This window comes from Candidatus Competibacteraceae bacterium, assembly GCA_016699715.1.
GTDB lineage: Bacteria > Pseudomonadota > Gammaproteobacteria > Competibacterales > Competibacteraceae > Competibacter.
The window spans coordinates 2,465,556-2,486,791 of sequence record CP065007.1; the positions used below are offsets into that span (position 1 = coordinate 2,465,556).

Below are 21,236 nucleotides of genomic sequence, written 5' to 3' on the forward strand. Positions count from 1 at the left end.
GATGCGGCCCGCTTTTTAGGCGATTTTGACGGTAGAAGAAGCGTTGCCAGAAAACCCGGCAAGCAACCATTTGCTTTCCCCACGTTCCAGGGCGAACGCCCGCGCGGCCGCCAGATAATCCACCGCTACGAACACCGCGTAATGGAATGGTACTTGATGGATAGGGTCATCGTCGTCGGCGTACTCGCAGGTCGGATTCAGCGAAACCGGGTCGAGACGAATGTTGCCTTCGGATTCCTTGGCGGTGGAAGCGTGGAGCGCCGAGTTCAATCCCCCTGCCGCTGACGCGGCGCCTCCCTTTGAAAAAGGGGGGGTTGGAGGGATTTCCGTCCTAGGTGGTTCCAAAGGAAAAACCCTTCACTTGCAGGAGCTTGAGTGCCGCATCGACGACTTCAGTATCGTAGATGCTCCCCCGACCTTTCATGATCTCTTCCATGGCCACCCCGAGACCCAGCGCCGCTCGGTAAGGGCGGTGGGTACTTATCGCTTCCACGACATCCGCCACCGCCAGGATGCGTGCCTCCAGGATGATCTGCCCATCGGTCAGACCCTGGGGATATCCCGAGCCATTCAGGCGTTCATGATGCTGGAGGATCATGTCCGCGACAGGCCATTGGAAATCGATATCCTTGACGATCTCAAAGCCGATTTCGGGATGGGCCTTGATCATTCCGAATTCGTGCGTGGTCAGCTTGCCGGGTCGAGTGAGGATTTCAGCGGGAATGTGTATCTTGCCCAGGTCGTGAATGATCGCGCCGAGGCGAAGACCCCGTATTTGCTGCTCGTCGAGCCCCAACTCATGGGCAATGGCCACGGCGAAGGTTGCGACGCGTTGCTGATGGCCGGCGGTGTAGGGATCCCGTTGCTCCACCGTTGCCGCGATGGCCTGGATCGTCTGTTCCATGGACCTGTGTAGCCGATGCTCGGCTTTGGCGTGAGACACGGCGGCGCGCTGCACTCTGATGCCGTAGCCGAGATCCTCGGCCAGTTCGTTCAGGACGTTCATCTGCGCTTCGTCGAAAATGCCCTTCTCGGTCGAGAAAATCCCCAAGATGCCGAAAACGCGATTGTCGATGAGACGCAATGGAAATGCGGCGCCGGCACGGATTTCGTTGCGATCTGAAACCGACAGTTGCTTCGTCAGGCAGGTCGAATCGTCGAGCCGGTCGCTGACCTGCGGCTGGCCGCTGAAAACCGCCCTCGGCATCAGCCCGGAGGAGTTCGCGTCACGACCCTCCAGTGGGACGACGATCTCGGCACCGTCATCGAGCTTGGCGCCGGCGCTGGCCATCAATCGCAGAACCTGCTTCGGGCTATCCTCGATGTAGCCGACGCAGGCCATTCGGTAAGCGCCTTGTTCGACAATGACCTGGCAGACCCGGTCCCGTATCTCCTTCTCGGTCGTGGAACGCACCAGCGCCTCGTTGCCGGCACTTAGGGTGAAAAAAGCGCGCATCAGTTTTATCTGCGCGATTTCGGCCAGTTTGCGCTCGGTGACATCCTGCAGCGACCCCCTGACCTTGACGACCCGTCCCTGATCAATGACCGGGCTGCCAATGGTTCGAACCCACTTTCGACGACCGTCAGCGGCTAGAATCTCCAATTCCAGATCGTAAGGTGTGCCCAGATCAACGGCTTTCTGAATCGCCTCCTCGATCTTCTCGCGGTGTTCCCCGAGGAAAAATCCCAAGCCTTTCCTCAGATCCGTCTTTTCCGTGGGGTCGAGCCCGTGAATCCGGGCGACCTCTTCCGTCCAGGTTCCCGCGCCGGTGACCGGGTCGAATTCCCAACCGCCCACATGCGCGATACGCCCCACCTCCGCGAGCAGGAAATCGCGATAACGCAATTCCTCTTCGACCCGGCGTCGCTCGGTGATGTCATATTCCATCGTGAAAATGAGTGGTGGCGATTCTTCGATATCAATGCGTTGCGCGTTCACGGCCACGGCGAAAGTCGAGCCGTCTTTTCGAACATGGGTGTTTTCGACGTAGAACGGCTGTCCGGCCATGATTTCAGCGGTCCTGGCTTTAACCAGGCGTTTACCGTCCGCGTCGTCGATATCGTCGACCGGCCGGCCGATAAATTCCTCCCTTGTATAACCATGGGTCGCGCAGGCCGCCGCGTTTGCGTCAATGATGATTGGTATGCCATCGGCGGTATTCGGATCAAGGATCATGAAATAGCCGCCGGCCTGCTCAAACAGCGCCCGAAAGCGTTTCTCGCTGTTTTGCAATGCCTTCTCGGACTGCTTGCGCTGGGTGATGTTGAGAGCCGTAAAGACGAGCCCGGCCGCCTGATCGTTCATGTCCAAACGCGCTCCGGAGAACAGCACGTCGGCCGGGCGTCCGTCCTTGCGCCGGATCTGCGTTTCGGTGCTGCCGTAGCCGATCAAGTCGATCTCTTTGGCTACTACCCGGCCGACACGGTCGAATTCCGCCTGATCAGAGTAGAGAATCCGCGAGCTTTGGCCCACCAGATCCTCCCGGGAATAGCCGGTCATGGCGCAGAAGGTGTCATTCACCTCGCGGAATACCCGACCCGCCGCCAGGCCGATGCCGATGGGCGCGGCGCGAAAGATGCTGGCCAGGGTGCGCTCGCGCGTGTTCAAGGCGTCGCTTACCCGCTTCTGCTCGGTGATATCACGCACCAGGCCGCTCAGATGCGCCACCCGGCCATCTCCATCCCACTCAACATCCCCCAGCACCCTCAACCAATGGATGGACCCATCCGAATGCACAACCCGCAATTCAAGTTCTTGGGGTATGCCATTCTCGATACAGGCCCTCATGCTCTCTTTCCAGGCTTCCAGGTCATCCGGGTGGATCACGGCCTGAACACATTCCAGGCTGCCGTCGAAGGTATCCGGTTGCATGCCACAAAGCTTTTCCATGTTGGCGGACCAATGCACCGTTCTGCTGTCGACCTCGTAGTTCCAAGCGCCGGTATCTGTTGCCTGCAGCGCCCGTCGGGTGTAAGCCTCGTTTTCGGCCAGCTTTTCCCGCGCCTGGCGCAGCTCGGTGATGTCGTGACCGATGCCCAGCACCCCCAAGTGCTTGTCCCCATTTAGGGAAATGCGGGTTTTGGTGGTGTCCAGGAGAATCCGGCGGCCGTTAACCGCTAAACTAATCCATTCCTCGTTACGCAGCGGTTTGTCGGCGTCGATCGCCATCCGGTCGTTGGCGCGAAAAGAATCGGCGAGGTCGGTATCGACGAAATCGTAATCGGTCTTGCCGAGGATTTCGTTCTCGCGGGCGCCGAAGAAACGCTCGAAGGCAGGATTGCAGGCGAGATAGACGCCTTCGGAGTCCTTCAACCAGACCAGGTCCGGGATGGTGTCGATCAGGGTGCGCAGACGCGCCTCGCTGCCCCGCAGTGCTTCCTCGGTCTGCTTTTGTTCGGTGATATCGGTACAGGCACGGACCATCAACGGCGTTTCGCTCGCGGATTCGGCGGCGGGGTAGCCCCGTTCGCGGATCCACCGAATCTCGCCGTTACGCCGGACGATGCGATAGTCATGCTGGTAGGAACGACGACGAGCATGTTTTTCGTCAATCGTATTCAGGTACGCGGCCAGATCTTCAGGGTGCAGGGCCGCCAGGAAGGCCCTGGGTGATTCATACAGCTCCCTGAGTGATCGCTCCCACAGGGTCTCGTATGCCGGGCTGACATAGAGCACTTTGTCCAATTCGGACGTATTGACCCAAATCACGTCCTCGGTCGAGTTGGTGATCAAGCGGAACAGGCGACCATGATCCAGCCCGGCCCGCGCGGTGATTTCGTTCGCGCCCACCCCGGGGTTGCGTCGGTCCCGATCTGAAAGTTGTCGGCCCTCACTCTCTTCAGTGGCGGTATATTTTTCCGCCGACATGGCGATCTGGTTAGTGCGGATGGCGTTCAAAGCCGCCTCCAACTCGGAGATCCGGCGGCGCAGAATATCCAACTCAGAACTCATCGCAATACCTCGTTGATCCAATCGCCCACAGGTCGAGGCCTGCTTTATCTGTACACATACTTCGGTGGCATTTGTTTTCCATCAAGTACGCGATGTTCAACTTTATTAGGGGTCGTCTTTGTCGCCGATGATCCACCCGCGAGTCCCATCGGCCAATGCCCGGAACGCTTCCCGTTCCTCGCCGGAGGCTGCGGTGACCGTCCAACCAGTGATCGTGCTGTCAATATTAATTATCAGATGGCTGTGCGGAGGTTGGCTTCTAGCTGGCAGATACAATGATACTAACGTGTTTCAGCGGCGGCATGGCGGCAATTCCCGTGCGGGTTGAGAGGGTTGGTTCTCAGCCTGGCTCACACCGAAATGCCACACCCACCGATCGTCCGTTATTAAAAAAAGCCAAACTCACGTAACTATGTTAAAGGTTTTCTGGGGGCCTGACACAACATTCCACGAATTGCCCGATCCGTTCGAATGCTTCTCCGGCTTCCGGCAGGATCGGCTCGAACAAGTGCCAGACGTGCAGCATGTCCGGCCAGGTTTCCAGTTCCGCGTGGGAACCGGCGGCGCGGGCCTTGTTGACGTAGCGCACGGCATCGCCCAGCATCATTTCGGCTTCGCTGGCCTGAACCAGCACCGGCGGCAGCCCCGATAGCTCGCCGAACACCGGCGAAACCAGTGGGTTGGGCGGGGTCATCCGGTTCAAGCCCCAGATTATCAGCAGTTGGATCGGGCGTGGGATGCGCAGAAACCCTTTCAATCCGGGACCCAGCACCAAATCGGTTTTGAGATTGCTTTTGAGCGTGGGGCTGGACAGCGTCAGGTCCACTCCCGGCGACAGCGCGATCACGCCTTGCGCCGAACACAAGCCCACATCGCGCGCCCAAGCGGCCAACATCAGCGCCAAGCCGCCACCGGCCGAGTCTCCGGCCACGAACAATTCGCGGACAGGGGCCGGACCGGTGGGTCCATGATCCAGAATCCAGCGATAGCCAGTCTGGCAGTCGGTGGTGATGTCCCGGCGTGAATGCTCCGGCATCAGTCGGTAATCCAGCGCGAGGACCGAGGCCCCCGTGACTTGCGCCAGCTTGGTGGTGATTACGCGATGGCCGCGCGGACAACCGCTGATGAAGCTGCCGCCGTGCAAATACAACAAGCGGCGACGCGGGTCGGAGTCCGGCGCCAGCACCCATTCGCCCGGCACGCCGCCGACATCGACTTCCCGAAGCTGGTAGTCCGTGTCGTTCGCCAGCAGCGGCGGTTCGACAAAGCCCCGCGCCATCACCCGCCGGATGGTGGCCCGCCGCTGTTTCCCGGGAGCGGCGCGAATCTCGGCCGCGGCCTGTTCCAGCCGCCTCACGGCCTCCTGATGGGCGGAACTCGCCCGCTCCCGCGATCCACACCGGCTATTCGGCGGCACTTGATCGTAATCGCGCAGCGTCGGACCCTGCAGAAAGACACGAATCGACAGCCAAGCCACGAAAAGAACCACCAGTAAGGCTATCAAGACAGTCCAGTTCAACATCGGTTTTTCCTCTTTCGGTATTCGGGGATGGTCGGTACCCGAGCATTGCTTGACAGGATGGCTGCCATTGGCAGTTGGAGCGCCTGGTTCTGGAAAACGCTCAACATCCATTTCGTTCCGGCAGGGATGATGCCGCCGGCCCACTCCGGTGGTCGAACGGCATTCCCACCGGAGGGAGCCACTGTGATGGCAACTCTCTATTGAGTGGTGGAGGCATGGATCGCCGAACTAAATCCCCCTGCCGCTGACGCGGCGCCCCCGTTGCAAAAGAGGGCTTGGGGGGATTCCGCTCCTGAGCCGGTCACAACTCATTGAGGAGATCTCTATCTGGGTCAAGGCCGGGGTTCGAAACGCGTCGGCGCGCCAGCAATTGCGCAACGCGACAAAAGTAGGTAGCGTACCGCGCTTCCCCACGAGCAGCGACGACAATGCGACAACCCATCATGCGGATTGAATCCCCCCTGTGCCTGTATACCGATGTAGTGCCGCCCGAGTGGATCGACTACAACGGCCACATGAACGTCGCTTATTACGTTCTGGCATTCGACCATGCCACCGACGCGTTCATGGACTACCTGGGCATGGGGCAGAATTACCGCGATAGCCGCCATTGCTCGGCCTTTGTCGTGGAAACCCATGTGAACTACCAACGCGAACTCATGGCCGGCGACCCGATGCGGGTGACCACCCAACTGCTCGGCTTCGACAACAAGCGCATTCACCACTTTCATCGTTTGTATCACGCCGATAAAGGGTTCGTCTCCGCCACCACCGAATTAATGGTGATCCACGTCGATATGGCGGAACGGCACAGCACGGCGATGCCGCTACCGGTGCTGGATCGCTTGAGTGCATTGATGGCCGCTCATATCCAGTTGCCGCAGCCGCCGCAATCGGGCCGAGTGATGGGGGTGCGGGCCAAGACGCCGACCAGCCAACCCGGAACGCCGACACTGCGTTGGCTGTCCCGATAACTGACTTTAGGCACCCGCTCGGCTGACCGGTCAGCGCTCATTCAGTTTTTCCCGACTACGATGGTTAATAGCAGAATTCATCCATCTGAGGGGAGTGATGTCATGAATAGGGCGATACCTTCTTTATTGGCCGCGGTCATGCTGGGCGCGCCGGCGGTGCTGTGGGCCGGCCCGACGGCCGATGCGATGTTGGGAGGTGCCCTGGGGGGCGCGCTGGGCGCGGGTGTGGGTTCCGAATTGGGCGGACGCGAAGGCGCAATCCTGGGCGGCGCCCTGGGCGGCGCGGCCGGAACCGCGATTACCACCAGACGTTACCGCCGACCCGATGTCATCTATGTGGACCGGCCCGGTTATCGCGACTACGGTCCGCCGCCTGGCTATCGCCGCCCTGGCCGGCACCGGGGGCACCATAAGCACCGCCACTATTACGATGATTGAGCGGGTGGTCGCTTCGGCCCGCCGAGAACAGCATTTGATGGGGGCGATCTTGGCTGTACCGTGGTTGTGAGCGTTCCAGCAGGTTCTGGGAGCGATCCCGCAACATGACGGCGGGAAATGGGGTCGGAGGGATTGTGCCTTCCATCTCCGGCGTTTTGGCGCCGGCGTTCTGGGATTCTGGGGTCGCTGTCGGGTCGAAGGGTACGACTTTGGTATTGCTGGTCGCATTGTGAGCGCCGGATCTGGGACGGGGTCTGAAGCGAAAAACTCAGGGTTGACGGCGGATTTTTTGTTATCCTCAAAGTGGATCGGGACCCCGTTTGCAGCCAGAATCCCATCTTGACCGATTTTGCACAACGCGCCCTGCTGGCGGTAAAAAAACGCATGTGGCTCATCTTGCCGCGCCCGGAGGTTTGGCTACCGGTCGCCGTGCGAGGGGTCAATGTCGTCCTGGTCATTCTGCTGGCCGGTTCCCTGGCGCAATTGACGCTGGCTTTCCTGTCCGGCTGGTTCTCGCCGGCGGTTCGGCCGATGCCGGCGAGAGGCGCATCCGCCGCTGAATCCGCAAGTCCCGTCGGACAGGTTGATTACACCACCATCGCCGCTTGGCATCTGTTTGGACGGATGAAGGCGAGCCAGCCGGTGGCAGCGCCTCCACCCGTCATTCCGGTGACTCCGCTCGACTTGCACCTGGCTGGGGTGTTTTTCATCGAGCAGGGCGACAGCAGGGCGCTGGCGCTGATCGCCGAAGGCAGCGGTTTGGAACGCGGCTATCACATCGGTGACGCCTTGCCCGGCGGCGCCCGATTGGAGCAGATCCAACGTGACCATGTGGTCGTGTCCCGCCAGGGCCGGCGGGAAGTGCTGAATCTCCCCAGGCTAGGCACGACTGCCCGCCCACCATCCCCTGTTCCGGAGGATTCGCCGCTCGTCGATCCCATGCCCGAACCCGAACCCGAACCCGAACCCGAACCCACCGGCGCCGGCCCGCCTCAAGCGATCGACGCGACCGTCGTGGCACGGCAGCTGCGTGATGAGGCGGCGGTTCGGCCGCGGGTCCTGGAAAATATCGCTTTCGTTAGCCCCTATGTGCAAAACGGCCAATTCATCGGCTTTCGACTGCGCCCGGGGCGGGACCGCCAGCTGATGCGGCGGCTTAGCCTGAACAGCGGCGATGTGATTACCGAGGTCAACGGTACCCGCATCAACAATCCCATGCAGGGTTTCGCCATTTTGCGGGAAGTGTTGAGCGCCGATCGGATCAATGTGCGGGTGCTGCGCGGTGGCACCGAAATCCCTCTGCTTTTTTCCCTGAACGGGTCCGTTCCCTGATTATCGGGAATTGGTGCCCAACGATCGGACCCCATAACGATGACGATGACTCACCGGCCCGATAGACCATCAATTTCCCGTGGGTGGCTCCCGCGTCGCGAGATCCTGGGTGCGTTGCTGCTGGGCCTGCTGCTCGTCGCGCCGGTGTGGGCCGCTCCAGTGACCTTGAACCTCAAGGACGCCGACATCAATGCCCTGGTCGAGAGCATGTCGGTGCTGACCGGCAAGAATTTCATCGTCGATCCGCGGGTCAAGGGCCGAGTGACGATTATTTCCGCCAAGCCGATGGATGAGAAAGAGCTCTACGAAGTATTCCTGGCGGTGCTGAGCGTGCATGGTTTCGCCGCCGTACCCAGCGGTAAGGTGATCAAGATCGTGCCGGCGGCGGGGGCCAAGCAGGAGAGCATTCCCACCGTGGATCGGCAACTGGGTGTCGAACCGGATCAAGTCGTCACCCGGGTCATCCAGGTCCAGAATGTTTCCGCCGCCCAGATCGTGCCGATCCTGCGCCCGCTGATCCCGCCGCAGGGGCATTTGGCGGCCTACACGCCGACCAACGTCCTGATCGTTTCCGATGGTTCCGCCAACGTCGAACGCATCGCCAGCATCATCAGCCGGATTGATCTGGCCAGCAACGAGGAAGTCGAGATCGTGGCCTTGCGGCATGCCTCGGCCACCGAAATAGTGCGGGTGCTCACCGCCCTGGAGCAGGGCAAGGCCCGCAACGATCCAGCCGCCACCGTCGGCACACCACCGCGCATGGTGGCGGACGAGCGCACCAATAGCATTCTGTTGAGCGGGGACAAGCTGTCGCGGTTGCGGCTGCGGACCCTGATCACCCACCTGGATACCCCGGTGGACAGCGGCGGCAACACTCAGGTCATCTACCTGCGCTACGCCAAGGCCAAGGATTTGGTGACAGTGCTGCAAGGTGTCAGTAAGAATTTGAGCAGCGAGGCCGCGCGCAACGCGCCGGTGCCGGGCGGGCAAGCCGCGCCGCCGGGCGGTAGCAGCAGCAGCGGAAGCAGCCTGGTGGATATTCAGGCCGACGAGGCGACCAACGCGCTGGTCATCACCGCGCCGCCGGAGGTCATCCGCTCGATCCGTTCGGTGATCGCCCAACTGGATGTGCGCCGCGCCCAAGTGCTGGTGGAGGCGGTCATCGCCGAGATCTCCGCCGAGAAAGCCGCTGAATTGGGAGTGCAATGGGTCATCGATGCCAGTTCGAACGGGCTGGTCGGATTCACCAATTTCGATGCCGGTGCCGCCAGCCTGGCCAACATCATCGGTTTGGCGGCTCAAGCCGACAGCGGCGATCTGACGGCGATTTCGGCGGCGCGAATCCCGCAAGGCGGCCAGATTGCGGTGGGCGACTTCACCGGCACCAACCGCTTCGGTGCCCTGATCAGCGCCTTGGCCAAGGACGCCGACACCAATGTGCTGTCCACCCCGGTCGTGGTGACGCTGGACAACGAGGAGGCGGAAATTGTTGTCGGCCAGAACGTGCCCTTCGTGACCGGCACCTACACCACTTCGACCGGTGGGACCGACACCCAGGTAGGCAATCCATTCCAGACCATCCAGCGTCAGGACGTGGGCATCACCCTCAAGGTCAAACCGCAGATCAACGAGGGCAACGCCGTCAAACTGGAAATCGCCCAGGAAGTTTCCAACGTAGTGCCCTCGGCCAATTCGGCGACTCAAGGCCCGACCACCAACAAACGATCCATCAAGACCAATGTGATGGTCGAGGATGGACAGATCCTGGTTCTGGGTGGACTGATCGACGATCAGTTGACCGAGACCGCGCAAAAGGTGCCACTGCTGGGCGATATTCCGTTGTTGGGCAACCTGTTTCGCTATCGCAATACCACCAAGCTCAAGCGCAACCTGATGGTGTTCCTGCATCCGGTGATCCTGCGGGACCCGGCGCAGGGCAATCTGTACACCAGCAGCAAGTACAGCTACATCCGCCAAGAGCAACTGGCGGCCCGGGACAAGGGGGTTTATCTGTTGCCCAACGTGCAATCACCGGTGCTCAAGCCCCAAGAGGAGGTAAAGGCGCAAGGCACGATTCTCAACACCTCGCCACCACCGGTCGCCGCGCCGCCGCCGCCCGCGGCTGTGGAGCCGGCGGCGGGTTTCGGGTTCAATAACCGATGAGCCAGCCAGCCGCCAGCGTCGAGTCCTTGCCGGCCAGCGTGGGCGAGGCCGTGGGCGAGACCGTGGGCGAGCACCTCTTGTTGCCTTATGCGTTTGCCAAGCGCCATGGCGTGTTGGTGGTGGATGAGGAGGATGGTAAGGTGACTGTCGCTTGCCGGCAGGGCATCGGCACGCGCAGTCTGGTGGAGTTGCGCCGTTTTCTGAATACCCCGCTGCGGCCGGTGCTGGTGCCGGCCGAGCATTTCGAGCGGATGCTGCAGGACAGCTACGAAGGCGACAGCGACGGCGCGGCTCGCATGATGGAGGATCTCGGCGATGAGATGGACCTCAATCAGGTGGCGCAGAGCCTGCCCGAGCCGGAGGATTTGCTGGAAAGCGCCGACGACGCGCCGATCATCCGCTTGATCAACGCGCTGCTGACCGGGGCAATCAAGGAGGGCGCTTCGGATATCCACATCGAATCGTTCGAGAACCGGTTGTTGGTGCGGTTCCGGGTGGACGGTGTGCTGCGGGAGGCCCTGCAGCCGCCGCGGGCGCTGGGACCGCTGCTGGTGTCTCGGGTCAAGGTCATGGCCCACCTCGACATCGCCGAAAAGCGCTTGCCGCAGGACGGGCGGATTTCGCTCAAGGTGGCCGGACGGCCGGTGGACGTGCGGGTCTCGACCCTGCCGACCGGTCATGGCGAACGAGTGGTGCTGCGCCTGCTGGACAAGCGCGAAGGTCGGCTGGATTTGCGCCATCTGGGTATGCAAGCGCACGACGAGCTGCGCTTGCTGAAAGTGATTCATCGTCCACACGGCATTCTGCTGGTCACCGGCCCGACCGGGTCCGGCAAGACCACCACCCTCTACGCCGGGCTGACCCAGCTCAACGATCGCAAGCGCAACATCATGACCGTCGAGGACCCCATCGAGTATTACCTGGACGGGATCAGCCAAACCCAGGTCAATACCAAGGTCGAAATGACCTTCGCCCGTGGCTTGCGCGCCATCCTGCGCCAGGACCCCGACGTGGTCATGGTCGGCGAAATCCGCGATCTGGAAACAGCCGAAATCGCGGTGCAGGCGTCGCTGACCGGCCATCTGGTCCTGTCCACCCTGCATACCAATAGCGCGGTCGGTGCCATCACTCGACTGCGCGATATGGGCGTGGAACCGTTTCTGTTGTCCTCATCGTTGGTTGGCGTGCTGGCTCAGCGTTTGGTGCGCAAGCTGTGCCCCCACTGCAAACAGCCGCATGTCGCCACCCCGGCCGATTGCGAGGTGTTGTGCGTCGATCCCACCGTGTTGCCGACGCTTTATGTTCCGGTCGGTTGCGGTCAGTGCAACCAGACCGGATTCCGGGGCCGCGGCGGGATTTTCGAGCTGGTGGTGCTGGACGAGGCGATGCAAACCCTGATTCACGAGGGCAAGGGCGAGCAGGAAATGGAGCGCCATGCCCGGTTGTCCAGTCCCAGTATCCGCGATGATGGCCGCCGGCGTGTGCTGGCGGGCGATACCGCATTGTCGGAACTGATTCGGGTAACCAAGGAGGACTAGGTGCCGGCGTTTCAGTACAGTGCGCTCGACCTCAAAGGCCGTCAGCGCAAAGGCTTGATCGAAGCCGATACGCCCCGGCTGGCCCGGCAGACGCTGCGCGAGCGCGGTCTGAACCCGCTGGGAGTCGAGGAGGTGGCCAGTCGCGAGCGTCGGCGCGGCGATCACTGGTGGAGCGGGCGAGTTCGGATCAGCGCCACCGATCTGGCCTTGATTACCCGGCAGCTGGCGACTTTGGTCGGTTCCGGCCTGCCGCTGGAAGAAGCGCTGGGCGGGGTGGCTCAGCAGGCCGAGCGGGCGCGGCTCAGCGGTTTGCTGCTGGCGGTGCGCACCCGGGTACTGGAAGGTCACACGCTGGCGACCGCGCTCGGCGATTTTCCGCAGGTATTCCCGGAACTGTACCGGGCCACCGTCGCCGCCGGCGAGCAGTCCGGCCATCTCGATGTGGTGTTCGAGCGGCTGGCCGATTACACCGAGGCTCGCCAGCAGATGCGCCAAAAGGTCGGTCTGGCGTTGTTCTATCCCTTGCTGCTGACCGGCGTCGCCATCCTGATCGTCGCCGGCCTGCTGACCTATGTGGTGCCGCAAGTGGTGCAGGTATTTAGCAGCCTCAACCAGCAGTTGCCGGCGCTGACCCGCGGTCTGATCGCCCTGAGCGATTTCCTGCGCCAGTACGGTTGGTTGGTACTACTCGCGCTGGCGGCCGGCGCGGTCGGTTGGGTCTACGCGCTGCGTCGGATCGGTTTCCAGCGGCGGGTGCATCGCGTGCTGCTGCGTTTGCCGTTGCTGGCGCGCTTGATTCGGGGGACCAATACCGCCCGCTTTGCCCGTACCTTCAGCATCCTGATGGCGAGCGGCGTGCCGGTGTTGGAGGCCTTGCGGATTTCCTCGCAGGTGCTCGGTAACCTACCGATGCGGGAAGCGGTGGAACAGGCGGCGGTGCGGGTCAAGGAAGGCGCCAGCTTGTACAAGGCGGTCAGCGCCAGCGGCTATTTCCCGCCAATGACCGTGCAGCTCATTGCCAGCGGCGAGGCCAGTGGCCGCTTGGAGAATATGCTGGAACGGGCGGCGGTGCAGCAGGAGCGGGAGACCGAAACCTTGATCGCCGCGCTGCTGGGGATTTTCGAACCCATGCTGATTCTGTTCATGGGCGGCGTGGTGCTGGTGATCGTACTGGCGATTCTGTTGCCGATCTTCGATCTCAATCAACTGGTGCACTGAGCGGCCACCCGCAGCCCGTCGTGATCCAGGGTGTAGGCGCGGGCGAAGCCGCCGATAAAGCGGATGCGGACCGGAGTCAGGCGTAGCAGCAGGAAATCGCCGAACTCGAAGCGGGGCACCGCATCGGGCAACCGTTCCTGATAGCGCAGCGCCGCCGACCGGTAGTCCGGGCGGTCACGGGGAATGATCGCGATCTCGCCTTGCACCGTCACCCGAGCCAGTGTCTGTGGATCTTCGTCGTCCCGTTCCGGTTCGCTGATGGCCAGCCCGGCGCGTGGGTGGGCCAGCAGATTGCGAGTGTGGGCGGACAGCGTGCTGAGGTGCAGCAGGAAACCGCTGTAATCCGGTTCCGGGACATAGGTGACCCAGGACGCATCCGGCCCATCTGGACCCTGAGTCGCGAGCACCGCCCAGCGTCGGTCGCGGATCAGGGTTAGCATGAGGCGTTGTTCTTGAAAGTTCATTGGTCGCCACTCCCGTTCATGGTGCCGCCCAATCCACCGCGCGGTGTTTCGGACTTCCATGGCGTGTCTCCCATACCGGAGATAGCTCCCGCAGCCGGGTGACCGCCGCGCCAACCGCATCGATGGCGTAGTCGATCTCCTCGACCATGGTGAAACGGCCCAGACTGAAGCGGACCGCGCCACGCATCCGCATGGCATCGCAACCCATCGCCCGCAGTACGTGCGAGGGTTCGTGGCTGGCGGAGGTGCAGGCGGAGCCGGTGGCAAGGGCGATCTCCGGCAGTGCGTCCAGTAGCGCCTCGGCGGCGATGCCGGCAAAGCTGATATTGAGGATACCGGCCACGTTCCGCTCAGGGTGGCCGTTTAACTCCACTTCGCCCAGCGTCGCCAATCCTTGCCACAGTCGGTCGCGCAGCCGCCGGATACGGACCTGCTCGGTCTCCATCTCGATGCGGGCGATCCGGCAGGCTTCCCCCATGGCGACAATCTGGTGGACGGGTAAGGTGCCGGCCCGTAATCCGCGTTCCTGACCACCGCCATACAGCAGCGGCTCCAGCCGTACTCGAACCGGACGCTGGCGCACGACCAGTGCGCCGACGCCCTTGGGACCGTACAGTTTGTGCGCGCTGAGGCTTAATAAATCCACTGGCAGGGTTTGCGGATCGAGCGGTAGCTTGCCGGCGCTCTGGGATGCGTCCACATGCAGCAGCGCGCCGTGGTTTCGAAGCAGCGCGCCGATGGCGGGCAGATCCTGCGCCACGCCGGTTTCGTTATTGACGTGCATCAGCGAGACCAGCACGGTGTCTGGCCGCAACGCCGCCGCGAGCCGCTCCAGCGGAATCGACCCATCCGGGTTCGGGTCGAGGTAGGTGATTGCGCAACCCTCGCGTTCCAGCCGCCGGCAAACGTCGAGCACGGCCTTATGTTCGGTCTTGCTGGTGACCAGATGCCGGCTCTTGCGGGCATCGGCGCGCATGACGCCAAACAAAGCGAGGTTATTGGCCTCGGTGGAGCCGGAAGTCCAGATGATTGCGCCGGGTTCGGTGTCGAGCAGGGCAGCGACCTGCGTCCGGGCGGTTTCGACCGCCCGGGCCGCCGCCCGACCGAAAACATGGGTGTTGGAAGAAGGGTTGCCGAAGATGCCGTCCTGGCCGAGATACTGACTCAGGATGACGACAACCCGAGGATCCGCTGGGGTGGTTGCCGCGTAATCCAGATAAACCGGCAGTCGCATTACGGCCTGGGGAAGCCGATCAGGCCACGGCCGAAGCTGGAACTCGCTCGCTGGAGCGATCGCGCCGGCGCGAACCGTTCTGGCGGCGCACCACTTCGCAGACCGCCGGACGCTCGACGAACTGCGCCAGCGTGATACCTTCCAGGAAAGTGAAAATCTGCCGGCTGAGGTCGGTCCACAATTCGTGCGTCAGGCAGCGCCGGCCTTCCTGGCAATTCTCATGACCGAAGCAGCGGGTGGCATCCATCCGTTCGTCGACCGCGCTGATGATGTCGGCGACCGTGACCTGATCGGGCGAACTCGCCAGCCGGTAGCCGCCGCCCGGACCGCGCACGCCCTCAACCAGGCTGCGCTTGCGCAGCTTGGCGAACAACTGCTCCAGATAGGACAGCGATATACCCTGGCATTGGGAAATCTCGGCCAACGTGACCGGGCCGTACTTGTCGTGAATGGCCAGATGCATCATGGCGGTAACTGCATAGCGGCCTTTGGTCGACAGTTTCATGAGTATTACCCCGCAATTGGGCTGTACCGTGAGGTTAATTCCTGACTATTGAGTAAGGAAACTATATTAACCTATTGGCGCAGTCAACTAATTTGGAAAAATAATGCCTTGGGCGTTTTAGACGGGGTGGGCGAATTGCCCGGTAAATCGATGGCCTTGGCGCAGGCAGTAGGCGAGCCATTTAAAAAGAAAACGGTTGGTCCGCCAGCGGGCGTGAAGGTGCGTGTCGTCCGCTTGGTGACCGGGATGGAACTCGGCGGCGAAGGCGGCGCGGTGCCGTAAGTGCGCGGCCATTACCTCGGCCATGCGCGCATCGTGATAGATGCGGATGCGCAGATTGGGTTCGGCGGTGACCGTGCCGTCGTCTTGGTGAAATTGGTAGGTTAGAGTCAGGCCGCTGGTGTAACGGCTGCGCTCGAGGATTCGCAAATGCAGATCCAGGCCCCCGACCACCCGCGAGACACAGGCGGTCGACGCGGGCGGCATGATCGGCAACAGCCGGCGCAGGTTGATGTAGTTCCGCTCGTACAGATCCATCAGTGCCGCAAAGCTGCCCGGCGTGTCGTGCGCGAGCAATCCGGTCTGGGGAGCGTGAAGCAGAATCATGAGCCTACGCACCGGGCAGAGACAGGGATTCCAGGCGCCAGCCGGTCCTGTCGCAACACAGTACGCTGCCCTGTTCGTACCAGTCGCCCAGTACCGCTCGCCGCGCGGGCCGCCCGTCCAGCATCCATTGGTGGATGGCGGGTCGGTGGGTGTGACCGTGGATCAGATGGTTAACGCCGTGCGTGCGCAGCGCTTGTTCCACCGCCACGGGGTTGACGTCGGTAATCTCGGTGCCTTTTAACTGGGTGGCCTGCCGACTGGTTTCGCGCAACTGGCTGGCCAGTATCCGTCGTCGCGCCAGCGGCTGCGCCAGCAGAGCCGCCTGCCAGGCCGGATCGCGGACCTGGGCGCGAAACGCCTGATACTCGACATCGTCGGTGCAAAGCGTGTCACCGTGCAGCAGCAGCACGGGCTCGCCGGCCAGCTCGATCACCACGCTCTCCGGCAATAACCGCGCTTGGCTCGCCGCCGCGAAAGCTTGGCCGACCAGGAAATCCCGGTTGCCGTGCAGAAAATAGGTCGGTACGCCGGATTCGACCAGTGCGCGCAGCGCACCGGCGACGGTATACCCCAGTTCCGCGTCGTCGTCATCGCCGATCCAGGCCTCGAACAAGTCACCCAGGATATACAGAGCATCGGCCCACCGGGCTCGCCGTTCCAGAAAATCCAGGAACAGAGAGACGATGGCGGGCCGGGTCCGGTCCAGGTGCAGGTCGGAGATGAATAGCGTGGCCATCGGGCTTATTCGTCGATGACTTCGACTTTGGTGATCGTGATGTCCTCGACCGGCACATTCTGGTGGCCGCGCCGGTGGGTGGTCGGCGCGGCGACGATCGCATCGACCACATCCGTGCCGGCCACAACCCGTCCGAACACGCAATAGCCCCAGCCCTGGCTGGTCGGGCTGCGGTGATCGAGAAAGTCGTTGTCCTTGACGTTGATGAAGAACTGGGCGGTGGCGGAGTGAGGGTCGCTGGTGCGCGCCATGGCGACGGTGCCCACCTGGTTTTTCAGGCCGTTTTCGGCCTCATTGCGGATGGGGGCGCGAGTCGGCTTTTGGCTCATGTCCGCTTCAAGACCGCCGCCCTGAATCATGAAGTTGGGGATCACTCGATGAAACAAGGTGCCTTCGTAGAATCCGTCGCGGGCGTATTGCAGAAAGTTGGCGGTCGTGGCCGGCGCGTGGGCGTGATCGAGTTCGACGCTGATGATGCCGAATCGGGTGTGCAAATTAACCATGGCGGGTACCTTACTGTTTGGCGGGTTCGGGCGCGACGGACGGCGCGGGGGTTGGGTTCGGCGCCACTGAGGACGGTGCGGGCGCCGGAACGGGCAGCAGTGTAACGGATTCGATGAGCACCGGGGTCACTGGCACGTCGCCGAATCGGCCGCCGGGACCACCGGCGCCCGTGGATACCTGGCCGATCTTGTCCACCACGGCCATGCCATCGACGACCTGGCCGAACACCGTATAGCCCCAACCTTGCGGGGTCGGCGCGCGATGGTCGAGAAAGTCGTTGTCCTTGAGGTTGATGAAAAACTGGGCGGTGGCGGATTGCGGGTCGGAGGTACGCGCCATGGCCACCGTGCCGCGCCGATTCTTGAGCCCATTATTGGCCTCGTTCGGCACCGGGGCACGGGTCGGCTTCTGCTGGAAGTCGGGGGCGAAACCGCCGCCCTGGATCATGAAGCCATCGATGACCCGGTGGAAGAGTGTGCCGTTGTAGAAACCGTCGCGGGCATAGGTGAGAAAGTTTTCCACCGATTTCGGGGCTTTTTCGTCCGCCAGTTCCAGAGTAATGGGACCCATGCTGGTGTCCAGCCGGACTTGGGTGCCGGCTTGGGCGGCGGCGGCCATGCCGAGAACGGCGGCGGCCACTAACAAAAGTCGTTTGTGCATGCGTAATCGCCAAGTTGTGAGAATGACAGGATCATAATAATCGGCCAGCCGGCATGCCGCCAGATTTGGCGGCTGTCGGCGCTTTCCGGTACCATGATTTCACTATGACCACCCAGACCATCAAAACGCGCTTTGCGCCCAGCCCGACCGGTTACCTGCACTTGGGCAACATCCGCACGGCCCTGTTCAACGCGCTGCTGGCCCGACGCTGGGGCGGTCGGTTTGTGCTGCGGATCGAGGATACCGACCGGGAGCGCAGCCGTCCGGAATACATCGCGGCGCTGCTGGACGATCTGCGCTGGTTGGGGCTGGACTGGCGGGAAGGCGCGGGGGTGGGTGGTCCCCATGCGCCTTACGCCCAGTCGGAGCGGACCACGGTTTACGCCGAATACTACCAGCGACTGGATGCGGCCGGGCACGTCTATCCTTGTTTCTGCACCCCGGCGGAGTTGGCGCTGAGCCGCAAGGCGCAACAGTCGGCCGGTCAGCCGCCGCGCTATGCGGGCACCTGCGCCCGTTTGAACGAAGCCGAACGGCAGGCACGGCGGGAGCGAGGCTTGCAACCGACTCTGCGCTTTCGGGTACCGCCGGGGCGGACGGTGGAATTCACCGATCTGGTACGCGGCCCGCAGCGTTTCGCCAGCGACCACATTGGCGACTTCGTGATCCGCCGGGCCGACGGCGGCGCCCAGTTTTTCTTCGTCAACGCCGTGGATGATGCGCTCATGGGAATTACCCATGTGCTACGCGGCGAAGACCATCTGACCAATACTCCGCGCCAGTTGCTGTTACTGGAAGCGCTGGAACTGCCGGCTCCGGAGTACGGCCACATGGCCTTGATCGTCGGGGCCGCCGGCGGACCGCTGTCCAAGCGCGAAGGCGACTTCAGCGTTCGCGAGTTGCGCGCCGCCGGCTATTTGCCGGAGGCCTTGTTGAACTATCTGGCCCGACTCGGCCACCGCTACGAGCACGATGAGTGGATGGAGCCAGCGGAACTGGCGGCCGGGTTTGCCGTGGCGCATCTGGGGCGCGCGCCAGCCCACTACGATGAGGCCCAGTTGCTGCATTGGCAGGCCGAGGCGGTGGGGCGTGCGGCGCCGGAACGATTGTGGACCTGGATGGGGCCGGCGGTTCACGAACGGGTGCCACCCGATCAACGGGAGGAGTTCGTTGCCGCGGTGCGGCCCAATACCCGCTTTCCCGCCGATGCCGCTTTCTGGGCGAACCGGCTGTTCGGTGAAGATTTGGCGCCGAGCGACGATAGCCGGACAGTGATCGCGGCGGCGGGGTCGGCGTTTTTTGCTCAGGCATTGGCCGCGTATGCCGAATATGGCGCGGCCTATCGACCTTTGGTCGAAGACTTGAAGCGGCGCACCGGCGCAAAAGGGAAAAACCTGTTCATGCCGCTGCGGGCGGCACTGACGGGCGAGACCCATGGTCCGGAATTGGCACGGGTTTTGGCCCTGCTGCCGCCTGATATCGCGCGGCGGCGCCTGGATGCCTGTTGTTGATTCTGGCGGATGTTTTCGGCGTGATCCCTAGCCTCGTTCTGTTCCGACCAGCCTCAATATCGTCGAGATAACCATTTATGTTGCAGATTTTTAACAGCCTGACCCGTCAAAAAGAGCCGTTTCACCCCATCGAGCCGGGCAAGGTGCGGATGTACGTGTGCGGCATGACCGTCTACGACTACTGTCATGTCGGTCACGCGCGGGCCATGGTGGTGTTCGACGTGGTGTTGCGCTGGCTGCGGGTCAAGGGTTACGACGTGAACTATGTGCGCAACATCACCGATATCGACGATAAGATCATTCGCCGTGCCCAAGAGAACGGCGAGGATTTTCATGCCCTGACCGACCGCTTCATCCAGGCCATGCATGAGGATTTGGATGCGCTGGGCATTCTGTCGCCGACCCAGGAGCCGCGCGCCACTGGAGCGATGGCCGACATGATCGCCATGATTCAAACCCTGCTGGACAAGGGGTTCGCCTATGTCGGCGCCACCGGCGACGTGTATTACGATGTGAGCCGGTTCGAGCGCTACGGGCAATTGGCCAACAAGAAGCTGGACGATTTGCGGTCGGGAGCGCGAATCGAAGTGGAAGAAGCCAAGAGCGATCCGCTGGACTTCGTGTTGTGGAAAGCCACCAAGCCGGGTGAACCAAGTTGGAGTGCGCCTTGGGGTACGGGCCGGCCCGGCTGGCATATCGAATGTTCGGCGATGTCCACCCACTGCCTGGGTGAACACTTCGACATTCACGGCGGCGGCATGGATCTGAAATTCCCTCATCACGAGAACGAGATCGCCCAATCCGAGGCGGCCAGTGGCCAGCGTTGCGTCAATGTCTGGATGCACAATGGTTTCGTGCAGGTGAATGAAGAGAAAATGTCCAAGTCATTGGGTAATTTTTTCACTGTGCGCGAGGTGCTGCGGCGCTACCAGCCGGAAGTAGTGAGGCTGTTCATACTGGCCAGTCACTACCGAGGCCCGTTGAACTACTCCGATGAAAATCTGGACCACGCCAAGGCTTCGCTCACCCGCTTGTACACGGCGCTGCGCGGCCTGCCGATTCTGGATGCGCCGGTCAACGAGGGTTGGCGCGCCCGGTTCGAACAGGCCATGGACGACGATTTCAATACGCCCGAGGCGCTGGCGGCGCTGTTCGAACTGGCGCGTGAAATCAACCGCCTCCGCGCCGAGGATGAGACGGCGGCGGCGTGTTTGAGTCTCAGCCTGCGGCAGTTGGGTGGGTTGCTCGGTTTGTTGCAAGCCGATCCCGAAAGCTTCCTGCGAGGACAGGCGAACACGGATGCCGCCTCCGCCATGACCGCCGAGCGGATCGAAGCCTTGATCGCCGCGCGCGCCGCCGCGCGCAAGGCCCGTGATTGGACGGAGGCGGACCGGGTTCGGAATGCGTTGCAGGAGGCTGGAGTTGTCTTGGAGGACACCCCGAAAGGAACGATCTGGCGGCGAAATTGAAGAAGTGGCTTGACGTCAGCGCCAACCAAAAATACAATTTCGAATCCTGCACGGAAACGCGGGTCGCCAATGTTGGCTGATCGCGAACGGGGTATAGCGCAGTCTGGTAGCGCACCTGCTTTGGGAGCAGGGGGTCGTGGGTTCGAATCCCTCTACCCCGACCAGGATACAGGCCGGGTGTCTTGTTGGGCTGTTTTCCCGCGACAACGCGCCCGTAGCTCATGTGGATAGAGCATCAGCCTTCTAAGCTGAGGGTAGCAGGTTCGAGTCCTGCCGGGCGCGCCAAATCCCGGCGAGGTTAATTCGGATGCAATGGTGGGCGTAGCTCAGTTGGTAGAGCCCCGGATTGTGGATCCGGTCGTCGTGGGTTCGAGTCCCATCGTCCACCCCAATCGCTTTTGGATTTTTCG

Annotated in this window: 18 protein-coding genes and 3 tRNA genes; 11 read left to right on the top strand and 10 right to left on the bottom strand. The window is 62.2% G+C overall.

Features of this window, described 5'->3' with window-relative positions; all coding sequences use genetic code 11:
• Window positions 1-15 precede the first annotated feature (15 nt).
• The 3 genes from IPM89_11030 to IPM89_11040 all read right to left on the bottom strand — a co-directional run bounded on the left by IPM89_11030 (window position 16) and on the right by IPM89_11040 (window position 5,474).
• On the bottom strand, window positions 16-270 hold the full coding sequence (locus IPM89_11030; GenBank protein ID QQS53417.1) for a hypothetical protein: 255 nt from the start codon (window positions 268-270) through the stop codon (window positions 16-18).
• A 61-nt stretch (window positions 271-331) separates the two neighbouring features.
• Window positions 332-3,952, bottom strand: a complete 3,621-nt coding sequence (locus IPM89_11035) for a PAS domain S-box protein (protein QQS53418.1) — start codon at window positions 3,950-3,952, stop codon at window positions 332-334.
• Window positions 3,953-4,367: 415 nt separating this feature from the next.
• Window positions 4,368-5,474, bottom strand: coding sequence for an alpha/beta hydrolase (locus IPM89_11040; GenBank protein ID QQS53419.1), 1,107 nt, complete (start codon window positions 5,472-5,474; stop codon window positions 4,368-4,370).
• A 443-nt stretch (window positions 5,475-5,917) separates the two neighbouring features.
• On the opposite strand from IPM89_11040, the gene IPM89_11045 reads away from it, so the two are divergent.
• From IPM89_11045 to gspF, 6 genes are all read left to right on the top strand, one after another.
• Window positions 5,918-6,448, top strand: coding sequence for a thioesterase family protein (locus tag IPM89_11045; GenBank protein ID QQS53420.1), 531 nt, complete (start codon window positions 5,918-5,920; stop codon window positions 6,446-6,448).
• 102 nt (window positions 6,449-6,550) lie between these two features.
• Complete coding sequence (locus IPM89_11050) at window positions 6,551-6,886, top strand: hypothetical protein (protein QQS53421.1); 336 nt, start codon at window positions 6,551-6,553, stop codon at window positions 6,884-6,886.
• 339 nt (window positions 6,887-7,225) lie between these two features.
• On the top strand, window positions 7,226-8,218 hold the full coding sequence (locus IPM89_11055) for a hypothetical protein (GenBank protein QQS53422.1): 993 nt from the start codon (window positions 7,226-7,228) through the stop codon (window positions 8,216-8,218).
• 45 nt (window positions 8,219-8,263) lie between these two features.
• On the top strand, window positions 8,264-10,381 hold the full coding sequence (gene gspD / locus IPM89_11060; protein QQS55889.1) for a type II secretion system secretin GspD: 2,118 nt from the start codon (window positions 8,264-8,266) through the stop codon (window positions 10,379-10,381).
• Window positions 10,378-11,919, top strand: a complete 1,542-nt coding sequence (gene gspE, locus IPM89_11065; protein ID QQS53423.1) for a type II secretion system ATPase GspE — start codon at window positions 10,378-10,380, stop codon at window positions 11,917-11,919. The genes gspD and gspE overlap by 4 nt, the downstream gene beginning before the upstream one ends.
• Window positions 11,920-13,137: a type II secretion system inner membrane protein GspF gene (gspF, locus tag IPM89_11070; GenBank protein ID QQS53424.1), complete on the top strand. Its 1,218-nt coding sequence runs from the start codon at window positions 11,920-11,922 to the stop codon at window positions 13,135-13,137. It begins immediately after the preceding gene.
• Here the strand turns inward: gspF and IPM89_11075 are convergent.
• The 7 genes from IPM89_11075 to IPM89_11105 form a co-directional block, all read right to left on the bottom strand.
• The gene (locus tag IPM89_11075) at window positions 13,122-13,601 is read right to left on the bottom strand and encodes a pyridoxamine 5'-phosphate oxidase family protein (protein QQS53425.1); all 480 of its coding nucleotides are present in this window, start codon (window positions 13,599-13,601) and stop codon (window positions 13,122-13,124) included. The genes gspF and IPM89_11075 overlap by 16 nt on opposite strands.
• Before the next feature lie 16 nt (window positions 13,602-13,617).
• Complete coding sequence (locus tag IPM89_11080; GenBank protein ID QQS53426.1) at window positions 13,618-14,835, bottom strand: aminotransferase class V-fold PLP-dependent enzyme; 1,218 nt, start codon at window positions 14,833-14,835, stop codon at window positions 13,618-13,620.
• Between the two features lie 19 nt (window positions 14,836-14,854).
• On the bottom strand, window positions 14,855-15,340 hold the full coding sequence (locus IPM89_11085; protein QQS53427.1) for an Rrf2 family transcriptional regulator: 486 nt from the start codon (window positions 15,338-15,340) through the stop codon (window positions 14,855-14,857).
• Between the two features lie 117 nt (window positions 15,341-15,457).
• Window positions 15,458-15,946: a DUF1249 domain-containing protein gene (locus IPM89_11090; protein QQS53428.1), complete on the bottom strand. Its 489-nt coding sequence runs from the start codon at window positions 15,944-15,946 to the stop codon at window positions 15,458-15,460.
• A 4-nt stretch (window positions 15,947-15,950) separates the two neighbouring features.
• Entirely contained in the window at window positions 15,951-16,682 is a 732-nt protein-coding gene (locus IPM89_11095; protein QQS53429.1) for a UDP-2,3-diacylglucosamine diphosphatase, read from the bottom strand.
• Between the two features lie 5 nt (window positions 16,683-16,687).
• Window positions 16,688-17,185: a peptidyl-prolyl cis-trans isomerase gene (locus tag IPM89_11100; protein QQS53430.1), complete on the bottom strand. Its 498-nt coding sequence runs from the start codon at window positions 17,183-17,185 to the stop codon at window positions 16,688-16,690.
• A 10-nt stretch (window positions 17,186-17,195) separates the two neighbouring features.
• Window positions 17,196-17,846, bottom strand: a complete 651-nt coding sequence (locus IPM89_11105) for a peptidyl-prolyl cis-trans isomerase (protein QQS53431.1) — start codon at window positions 17,844-17,846, stop codon at window positions 17,196-17,198.
• A 53-nt stretch (window positions 17,847-17,899) separates the two neighbouring features.
• Here IPM89_11105 and IPM89_11110 point away from each other — a divergent pair, with 53 nt between their 5' ends.
• The 5 genes from IPM89_11110 (at window position 17,900) to IPM89_11130 (ending at window position 21,217) form a co-directional block, all read left to right on the top strand.
• Window positions 17,900-19,357 carry a glutamate--tRNA ligase gene (locus tag IPM89_11110; GenBank protein QQS53432.1) on the top strand — a complete coding sequence of 486 codons (1,458 nt, stop codon included), beginning with the start codon at window positions 17,900-17,902 and terminating at the stop codon, window positions 19,355-19,357.
• 77 nt (window positions 19,358-19,434) lie between these two features.
• Window positions 19,435-20,826, top strand: coding sequence for a cysteine--tRNA ligase (locus IPM89_11115; GenBank protein QQS53433.1), 1,392 nt, complete (start codon window positions 19,435-19,437; stop codon window positions 20,824-20,826).
• Between the two features lie 87 nt (window positions 20,827-20,913).
• Window positions 20,914-20,990: transfer RNA gene (locus IPM89_11120), tRNA-Pro, on the top strand.
• 44 nt (window positions 20,991-21,034) lie between these two features.
• A tRNA-Arg gene (locus IPM89_11125) sits at window positions 21,035-21,111 on the top strand.
• 30 nt (window positions 21,112-21,141) lie between these two features.
• Window positions 21,142-21,217: transfer RNA gene (locus IPM89_11130), tRNA-His, on the top strand.
• Window positions 21,218-21,236: the final 19 nt, after the last annotated feature.

Coding starts and splice junctions, on each gene's coding strand:
- IPM89_11035 (QQS53418.1), bottom strand. CDS start 3,952: ATGAGTTCTGAGTTGGATATTCTGCGCCGCCGGATCTCCGAGTTGGAG.
- IPM89_11040 (QQS53419.1), bottom strand. CDS start 5,474: ATGTTGAACTGGACTGTCTTGATAGCCTTACTGGTGGTTCTTTTCGTG.
- IPM89_11045 (QQS53420.1), top strand. CDS start 5,918: ATGCGGATTGAATCCCCCCTGTGCCTGTATACCGATGTAGTGCCGCCC.
- IPM89_11050 (QQS53421.1), top strand. CDS start 6,551: ATGAATAGGGCGATACCTTCTTTATTGGCCGCGGTCATGCTGGGCGCG.
- gspD (QQS55889.1), top strand. CDS start 8,264: ATGACTCACCGGCCCGATAGACCATCAATTTCCCGTGGGTGGCTCCCG.
- gspE (QQS53423.1), top strand. CDS start 10,378: ATGAGCCAGCCAGCCGCCAGCGTCGAGTCCTTGCCGGCCAGCGTGGGC.
- IPM89_11075 (QQS53425.1), bottom strand. CDS start 13,601: ATGAACTTTCAAGAACAACGCCTCATGCTAACCCTGATCCGCGACCGA.
- IPM89_11080 (QQS53426.1), bottom strand. CDS start 14,835: ATGCGACTGCCGGTTTATCTGGATTACGCGGCAACCACCCCAGCGGAT.
- IPM89_11085 (QQS53427.1), bottom strand. CDS start 15,340: ATGAAACTGTCGACCAAAGGCCGCTATGCAGTTACCGCCATGATGCAT.
- IPM89_11090 (QQS53428.1), bottom strand. CDS start 15,946: ATGATTCTGCTTCACGCTCCCCAGACCGGATTGCTCGCGCACGACACG.
- IPM89_11095 (QQS53429.1), bottom strand. CDS start 16,682: ATGGCCACGCTATTCATCTCCGACCTGCACCTGGACCGGACCCGGCCC.
- IPM89_11100 (QQS53430.1), bottom strand. CDS start 17,185: ATGGTTAATTTGCACACCCGATTCGGCATCATCAGCGTCGAACTCGAT.
- IPM89_11105 (QQS53431.1), bottom strand. CDS start 17,846: ATGCACAAACGACTTTTGTTAGTGGCCGCCGCCGTTCTCGGCATGGCC.
- IPM89_11110 (QQS53432.1), top strand. CDS start 17,900: ATGCCGCCAGATTTGGCGGCTGTCGGCGCTTTCCGGTACCATGATTTC.
- IPM89_11115 (QQS53433.1), top strand. CDS start 19,435: ATGTTGCAGATTTTTAACAGCCTGACCCGTCAAAAAGAGCCGTTTCAC.